Source organism: Candidatus Binatia bacterium, assembly GCA_036382395.1.
GTDB lineage: Bacteria > Desulfobacterota > Binatia > HRBIN30 > HRBIN30 > JAGDMS01.
The window spans coordinates 1-2,843 of record DASVHW010000342.1 but is presented as its reverse complement, the minus strand read 5'-3'; the positions used below and the strand labels follow the sequence as shown (position 1 = coordinate 2,843).

Annotated in this window: 3 protein-coding genes; 2 read left to right on the top strand and 1 reads right to left on the bottom strand. The window is 63.5% G+C overall.

From position 1 onward, the window contains the following. Positions 1 to 623, top strand: a 623-nt coding sequence (locus VF515_16360; GenBank protein ID HEX7409204.1) for a hypothetical protein, incomplete at its 5' end; no start/stop codon positions are given. Between the two features lie 53 nt (positions 624 to 676). Here VF515_16360 and VF515_16355 read toward each other — a convergent pair. Beyond that, a complete protein-coding gene (locus tag VF515_16355; GenBank protein HEX7409203.1) occupies positions 677 to 1,462 on the bottom strand; it encodes a hypothetical protein in 786 nt (261 codons plus the stop codon). Positions 1,463 to 1,565: 103 nt separating this feature from the next. Here VF515_16355 and hisC point away from each other — a divergent pair, with 103 nt between their 5' ends. Further along, complete coding sequence (gene hisC / locus VF515_16350; protein ID HEX7409202.1) at positions 1,566 to 2,621, top strand: histidinol-phosphate transaminase; 1,056 nt, start codon at positions 1,566 to 1,568, stop codon at positions 2,619 to 2,621. The last annotated feature ends 222 nt before the right edge of the window (positions 2,622 to 2,843 follow it).

Genomic DNA, 2,843 nt, shown 5'->3' with positions numbered 1-2,843 from the left:
CTCCCAGCGGCGTCGCGACGCAGGGCGCCGACGTGCGCGACACCTGGGCCGGCATGATCGGCTTCGACCGTCCGACCTGGATTCGATTCCTGAACGACAAGGCCACCTGGTTCATCACCGGTCAGTTCTTCTGGAGCTACCTACCCGGCAACGTCAGCTATCTGCGCGGCAACTCCGGCGCCAGCAACACTCCATATTTCACGCCGGCCGGTGCTGGATCGGGCAGCCAGGGATTCGGGACCTGGCAATCGGGGCAGTATGGCGGCCTCATGGAGCGTATCCAAGCCGGGAACTGTGTGGACGGGGTGAGGTGCTTGGGCAAGTCGCCGGACCTCGGCGACGTCGTCCACCGCTGGGAGCACCTCGTCACTCTCGCCGCCACCTCTTTCTACCGCTCTGGAACGATCGTGCCGTTCATCGCCGACGCGTGGGATCCGGTAAACGATAATAACGAAGTCGCCTACAACATCGATTACTACTACTCAAACAACTTCATCATCCAGTTCCAGCAGAAGTTCTACATGACTTATGGCAGCAAGGCCCCCAGCAATGATCCGTGGTTCGTTGGCGGCCGGCTCAATAGCCGTGACGAGACCGGGATCAAATTGACGTACCAGTTCTAGCGGCACGGCTGCGGGTGAACGGGTAAACCGCGGAGGCATCTCCGCGCACCCGCTCACCCGCAGCCACCGCCAGTTGCGAGTTCGCTCTTCAAGGCCTGACGAAACGATTCGTACGATTCGTCGTACGCCTGCCACCATTCGTCCGTGACCTCGGCGGCCAAGACGACGGACATCGCCGCACGCAGCCGCGGCGTGAAGATACGAAACGTGGGCTCATCGGCTGAGCCGAAGACGGTGACGCGGACATCCGGCGCCGCCAGCCGCAACGCAATCGGCGTGTCCAACGCAGCGGGATCATCCGCGCAGGTCACATACGGCAGGTCGCGATCCCACCATTCCGCGCCGCGGTCCTCCGGTTCAATGCCGGCGCTCAGCAGCTGCTCAATCCGGTCGGCGCACTCGGCCGCACTGAGAAATGGGCTGCTCCCCGGCCGGCGCCGCCCGGTTGATGGAGAGACAGGGAAGAAGAGTGAGGGAGCGGGACGCACGATCACCAGCCCGGCGAAGAGGAGCGGCACCAGGCGCGCGAGATCTCCCTGGCGATCGGCTGCCCATGCCGCCCGGGCCTCCTGGTACACCGGTGACGTGCGCAGCTGTTCCAGCTCCGAATGCCACAACGAACGCAGCGTAATGATCTCCTCCGCCGCCCGCTCGATTTCACCCTCAGAAAGTTGCGCCGCTCGCAGCAGACCGCGCAGCCTACTGCCCAACTCGAGCAGGCGTGGCAGCAAGTCCTCCTCGGCACGTTGTCGCAGCGCGGCAAAGCCCCTGGCCACCGAGTAGAGCGTACTCAGCTCCGTCAGGGCGGCTTCGAGCGCGATCAGTTGTTCGGCGGACACACGGCATATTGTGCCGGGGTTGGACCGCCGCCGCAATTCACGGGGAGTGAACCTCCGGGAGGAGTTGTCCTGGAACTCCGTAATCTGATAGCAAAAGTTTACGATGAAACGTGCCTTCACGCGCCCCGTTGTGGCCGCCATGGCCGGTTACGTACCCGGCGAGCAACCTCAGGATCGACGCTACATCAAGCTGAACACCAACGAGAACCCATATCCTCCTTCGCCCCGGGTGATCGCAGCGATCCGTGCGGCGGTCAATGACGACTTGCGGCTCTATCCCGACCCACTGGCCAACATGCTGCGTGACCGGGCCGCGGCCGTGTACGGCCTGCAGCGGGAACATATTTTGGTGGGCAACGGGTCGGACGAGCTGCTGAGCATGATCCTGCGCGCCTGCGTTGGCGCGGGAGACCGTGTTGTCTTTCCGTATCCCACCTACAGCCTGTACGACACATTGGTGACGCTGCAGGAAGGCCAGCTGGTACACGTCCCCTATTCAGACGATTTCTCACTTCCCGCCGGCTTGGCCGAGGCGCAGGGCCGGGTCACGTTCGTCTGTCACCCGAATTCGCCGTCCGGCACTCCGGTCGCAATTGAGCTGATTCGCGGCCTGGCACGGACGGTCCCTGGACTGCTCGTTGTGGACGAAGCGTACGCGGACTTTGCCGAGACGACGGCGTTGGCGCTGGTGCGGGAGTTCGGCAACGTCATCGTGTTGCGCACGTTTTCCAAGTCCTTCTCGCTTGCCGGCATGCGCATCGGGCTGGCGTTCGGAGGGCCCGACCTCATCACCGAACTGCTCAAGATCAAAGACTCGTACAACGTCAGCCGCCTCGGCATCGTGGCCGCAACCGCCGCCCTGGAAGATTACGCCTGGATGCAGGCCAATGTGGCTCGCATTCGTCGCACGCGGTCCGACCTGATCCAAGGGCTCGGAAAACGAGGCTTCTCCGTTCTGCCGAGCCAGTCGAACTTCGTCCTGGCGCGGCGCCCCGGTCAAGACCAGGAACGCACCTATCTCGGGTTGAAAAGTAAGGGGATTCTCGTTCGCTATTTTCCGACACCCGAACTGCGGCACGCGTTGCGCATCAGTGTCGGTACGGACGAAGAGATCGCCGCGCTACTGCGGGCGCTGGATGAGATCACGCTCTCGCCCTGACCAAGAAACCGAGGCCTCGTGTGTGGCTCGCGCTTCTTCCCTGCCTGAAGGAGCACGATTCACCAGCACGATTCACGAGCGTCAGTCCTGTTCGCCACCCGGCGGCTCGTCACCCGGATCGGCTCCACCCATCGGCTCGTCGCCCATGGGTTCGTCCTCAGGTTCGTCGGCGCCAGGATTCAGCTGTGGGCTCGGCGTTCCCGAAGCGGGCAACGGTGTCGG

Bases quoted from the DNA above. Each gene is read 5' to 3' on its own strand.
- hisC (HEX7409202.1), top strand. From the start codon at position 1,566: ATGAAACGTGCCTTCACGCGCCCCGTTGTGGCCGCCATGGCCGGTTAC.